Below are 5260 nucleotides of genomic sequence, written 5' to 3'. Positions count from 1 at the left end.
GATACTACCAATCTCTGGGCCTGGCTGCATAGGAAATGATATCTTTGAGATAAATGTGTCAACCAATATTGACAATATCAGAATCTGCCGGAACATGATGAGACGTATGAACTGCACCGTCTGCTGGGAGCATTGTTGTCCAAGGAACTTACAATAGATGAAAAACTAAACATAATTGGAAATGAATACGATATTCCTATTGAGGAGAACTTCAGGAAGGATGTGAGCGTTATGTGTAACTTGAGTCAGGGAATAAAAGAAGATGGTATTGCGATTGGAGAGGCAAGAAAAGAAGAAAAAATTATTCTTAATATGCATAACAATGGTTTTACTGTAGAGCAGATTGCTATGGCTACAGATAAAAACGTAGAAGAAGTGAAAGCGATTATTGCAGGGAAGGAACCTGCGCTTGCATAAGAAAATTTTTGATGAAAATGAGAAGCCTTTGAGTTTAATAACTTGAAGGCTTCTGTTTAATAGTTTGGAAAAATTAAGAAAAAATATTTTATTGAAACATAAAAGATATTTAGAAGAATTGAAAAACTATATGTAGAGGAAAAATTCAAATGAGAACATTGGATGAGTTGTTATATTATTGTGAAGAGCCTGAACCAGTCGGAGCTATACTATTGACTGGAGAATGGGGATGTGGAAAAACATATCTTATCGATAATGATTTGAAAGATGCATTGGAAAACAAAGCACATATAATTCGTATTTCCCTATTTGGAATAGCAAGTATTGAAGGAATACATATGGCAGTTAAACAGGCATGGATTAGTGAATATAATAAGGGAAAAAATTGGGATGCAGTTGCAAAAAAGGTTCAAAAGGGAAAAGAGATAGCAGGTAAATTAGACTTTTTACCAGAGTGGTTTAGGGGAATAGCAACTACAGATTGGTTCTCTTTTGTGGAAATAAAAAATATGATAGAAGAGAAACCTGTAATTTTAGTTTTTGATGATTTGGAACGTTGTTGTTTAGAGACAGTTGATATTCTTGGAGCGATTAATGAATATTGTGAGAACCAGAAATTTCATACAATTATTATAGCGAATCAGGAAAAAATGAGAGGTTCAAAGCAAATAACTGCTGTGCCAGTAGAAGTTGAAATAGATACTGTTAAGAATGAAGATGATACCAATCCTCCCCAAAGAATAGCAGGAAAGATAAAGTACAAATCCCAAAAAGATATTGATGAATTATCTTACGATGAAATTAAAGAAAAAATTATACATCGAACCGTTCAGTATATACCTGATTATGCAAGCATTGTAGATACAATTGTTGATAAAACTAAATATCAAGATGAAAAATATAGGGACTTTGTGAAGGAATGTGAAGAGGGAATATTAGAATTATTTGCACCTGATAGAAATACTTATAATGAATCTCAGAAGGATAAAAGACCGCATAACATACGAAGTCTTAAATGTGCAATAACAGATTTTTATCGAGTGTATGGAATTTTGATTAAAAACGGATTTGAAGATATAGATAAATGGTTTTATAGCTTTATTTCATATGTAATTGCATACAAAGCAGATATAGCGAAGGAAGGACATTATGGAACATTATTTTCGGATAATGAGGTTCAGGAGTTGTACCCCTTCTTTCAAAATAAATATATGTTTGCAACAGTGAAAAAATGGATTCTTCGAGGCATATGGGATATTGATGCTCTTAATTACGAAATAGGAATGATTCAATCGAGAAAAAAAGCGGAAACACCAACTGATATTATTCGAACCAATCGGATTATGGATATTGAAGAAGATGTAATCATTGAAGGATTTCCACAAGTAGTTCAAATGGCATATGCAGGAGAACTTAGTCTGGATGAATATGTGTATTTTATACAGAATAATTGTTGGGGAAGATATTATGATTTTAAGTTACCAGTGAGGGTAGATTGGAATAAAGTTCGAATTGGGATTAATAAGGTAATAAACAATTTATTAGATTCACGAAAAGAGGGGCAGCAAGTTCATACGATTATAGGTGCAGATAATAAAGAAGATTTTACAGAAGAAGAATGGAAAACATATCAAAGCATAGAAGAGTTCCAAACGGGAAATTTATTAATGTTTAGTAATAATAAAAAACTATATGTTGAAGAAATGCAAGAAAATGCAATGACGGCATTTACTATATGCCAAAATAAGAGGTTTAATGTGTTTGATGTGGAAATGGCAATTATTACTGCAGAAGCATATGCTAAAGGGAATAATTTCGATAAACATCAGTTTTCATATTATTTCAATAAAATGTGGAAAGGAAATATTATATCGCCAGATATAAGAGTGGAGGAGAGTCTTGTAGGTTTCCGAAAACTGCAAGAATTGCTGAAAGAACAAAAAGAAAATTTACAGACAAATGAAAAGGTATTTGCAGTTAAGCATACTGAGGAATTTATAAAATACTTAAACGAAATAATAGAAAAATTAAATGGAAATTTATTACAAGCTGAATGAGAAGTATTAAATTTTTAAGAATGGCTGGAATAATGCCTCCAAGTCCACAACAGATTTGGAGGTTTTCTTCTGCCCATTTGAGAGGAAAGTGATTTCCAAAACAAAATAATCTGTGATACAATATATGAAAGAAATCTTGAAAGTATTGGATCATAGAGAAAGAGCAGAGTCAATCGTAAGCTGATTTGGCTTACATCTAAAATACAATGCAATCTTTTTCTATGCAGGAACATAAGAGAGTGCATTATGTCAATTTTTGTAGCCTCATCAGAGAGGATTGCAACATTTTTCACTCCCAGAGTACAGTGAAAACTCTGGAAAGTGCATCTCAATTACCCTATCGACACATGTGGAGACGGTAGTCTTGATGTCACGCGTTAGCAATGAGCCACGCACAGACCGAGTATAAGGTGCTGTGGGAGCTTGCTCACAAAGGCACCATTATGCGATGGGCTGTATGCGGCGAATGCCGCGGATAAGCGTAGGAAGCTTTGCTTCCGTAGCGCATCCAGCGTGGCGTAAGACAAATTAAAAAACATAGATTCCGGGCTTTTTCGGAGGTTTGGATTTGAAGCCAGACTTCTGAAAAAGCTCGGTTTTCTTATATGGAAACATATCTACTGCAAAATGTGTGTCAGGTTGTAACCTCGGATTAGATGTCACGATTTGAGACAGTGGATTAGATGTCAGGCATTTTGGATGATTTTTGGAAAACGAAAAGGGATGACAACCAATCCGGCAACTCGACCATTTCGGGAGGTTGTAGGCAGTGGATTAGATGTTAAGAGAGGTTATACAAAATCGGAATTGTGCGCCCAGATAAGGGCGAGTAGTCTAGCAGGTGGAATGCCTGTCTGGTAAGGTCTAACCAACCGCCAGTAGCGAGTCTTGGGTGACTGTCAGTAATGATAGTTGCTAAGCGTAGACAGCGAGAAAATAGAGAGTGTGATTGAGCCTCGAAATTTTGACATTTAGAAGGCTGACGTTCTAATTTCGACGGAAAGCAACACAAATCAATTCGCATTGGTGAGAAATGGTTTGCTTCTGCGGGGTCAAAGAGCACTTTATGTTTTACATTGTGATTATTCAGTCAACTGGGGAGAGCCTATTGTTTCTTGCCATTGCAAGTATGGCAAACAACTGCAAAACAGGAGAATGTCAAAAGAACAGTAGGCAGTCGGATAGCTTCATAGTACTGAAGAAGTTGGGTAATGCCAACGGAGGAAAGGGAGCTACATAATAAGGGTCTTTCTGAGGACACATCAACCGTACTCAGGGACGGAGGTATTGATGGAAACGAAATTAGAAAGAATAGCAGAAATATCGGCAAATTCGCCGAGACCAGAGTTCACATCGTTGTATCATCTAATCAATAAAGAAATGCTTTTGCAATGTCACAAAGAATTAGACGGAAACAAAGCAGTCGGTGTTGATGAGATTACTAAGAAAGAGTACGGGAGAAATCTGGAGCAAAACATAGATGACTTGGTAGAAAGACTGAAAAGAAAATCATACAAACCACAGCCATCAATTAGGGTATATATCCCGAAAAGCAATGGAAAACGTCGACCATTAGGAATTGCGTGCTATGAGGACAAAATAGTCCAATTAGCATTAAAGAAGATATTAGAAGCTATCTATGAACCGAGATTTCTGAACTGCATGTACGGATTCAGACCAAATCGAGGATGTCATAACGCAATAAAAGAACTGTATAAGAGATTAAACAACACGAAAATCTGCTATATTGTGGATGCTGACATCAAAGGATTCTTCGACCATATGAAGCATGAATGGATTATCAAGTTTCTCAAACTTTATATTAAAGACCCCAACATAATTGGTCTTGTCAAGAAGTATCTTAAAGTGGGAGTGCTGGATAATGGTGAACTTATGGTGAATGAAGAAGGTTCAGCTCAAGGCAATATCATAAGTCCAATCCTAGCAAACATATATATGCACAATGTATTGACAGTATGGTATAAGTTTATTATTACCAAAGAATGCAAGGGAGATAACTTTCTAATTGTATATGCAGATGATTTTGTTGCAGGATTTCAATATAAATGGGAAGCAGAGAATTACTACAAGCTTCTTAAAGAACGAATGGAGAAGTTCGGTTTGCAATTAGAAGATAGTAAAAGTCGTCTCTTACAAAGCGGTGCTTATATTGCAAGGGCAAAGCAAAAGAGCGGTGAGAGTATCAGATTACAAACATTTGATTTTCTGGGATTCACATTCTATTGTGGGCGTTCACGCAAAGGCATGCCATATATAATGCCAAAGACAAGCTCTAAGAAATTCAGACAGAAAATTCGAGACATCAAGGTATGGTTATATCCGAATAGAGACCAACCGCTAAAGAAACTAATGGGTATGCTAAATCTGAAACTAATAGGTCATTATAGGTACTATGGCATAAGTTTTAATGGCAGAATGATTTCAAACTACAAACAACAAGTGAGAGAACTTCTGTTTAAGGTGCTGAATAGACGAAGTGACAGAAAGAGTTATACAAGAGAAGGATTCATTGAAATGCTGAAATATTATCCATTGGCAATGCCAAAGATTTATGTCAGCTTGTTTTGAGACTGCAAATATTATTATGAAGAGCCGTATGCGGGAAAGCCGCACGTACGGTTCTGTGAGGGGCTTACATTGTGAGGTGTAAGTCTACTCGACTATAAAGGAGAATATTGATGAAATTATTTTTATGTTCGCACTTTTCAAGTGTAGGAAGTCTGATAAAGGAAGAAATTGAAAATAAGAAAGTCGCATTTATTCCA

The 5260-nt window shown here is 35.8% G+C and carries 3 protein-coding genes and 1 pseudogene; all 4 read left to right on the top strand.

Annotated elements, in window-relative coordinates; genetic code table 11:
* Positions 1–135: 135 nt before the first annotated feature.
* Positions 136–417, top strand: a complete 282-nt coding sequence (locus tag GPK83_RS04080) for a hypothetical protein (RefSeq protein WP_252196232.1) — start codon at positions 136–138, stop codon at positions 415–417.
* A 149-nt stretch (positions 418–566) separates the two neighbouring features.
* Positions 567–2474, top strand: a complete 1908-nt coding sequence (locus GPK83_RS04075; protein ID WP_215704078.1) for a P-loop NTPase fold protein — start codon at positions 567–569, stop codon at positions 2472–2474.
* Between the two features lie 1290 nt (positions 2475–3764).
* Entirely contained in the window at positions 3765–5063 is a 1299-nt protein-coding gene (ltrA, locus tag GPK83_RS04070; protein WP_215704077.1) for a group II intron reverse transcriptase/maturase, read from the top strand.
* A gap of 110 nt (positions 5064–5173) precedes the next feature.
* Positions 5174–5260 (top strand): annotated as a pseudogene (locus GPK83_RS04065) (peptidase S51); the annotation flags it as partial.

The organism is Clostridium sp. MCC328, from assembly GCF_018785465.1.
Classification (GTDB): Bacteria; Bacillota; Clostridia; order Lachnospirales; family Lachnospiraceae; genus Pilosibacter; species Pilosibacter fragilis.
The sequence above is the reverse complement of the archived record's forward strand: the minus strand, read 5'-3'. Positions and strand labels throughout refer to the sequence as shown.

Excerpts from the sequence above, each read along its gene's own strand:
- ltrA (WP_215704077.1), top strand. The coding sequence starts at position 3,765 with ATGGAAACGAAATTAGAAAGAATAGCAGAAATATCGGCAAATTCGCCG.
- GPK83_RS04075 (WP_215704078.1), top strand. The coding sequence starts at position 567 with ATGAGAACATTGGATGAGTTGTTATATTATTGTGAAGAGCCTGAACCA.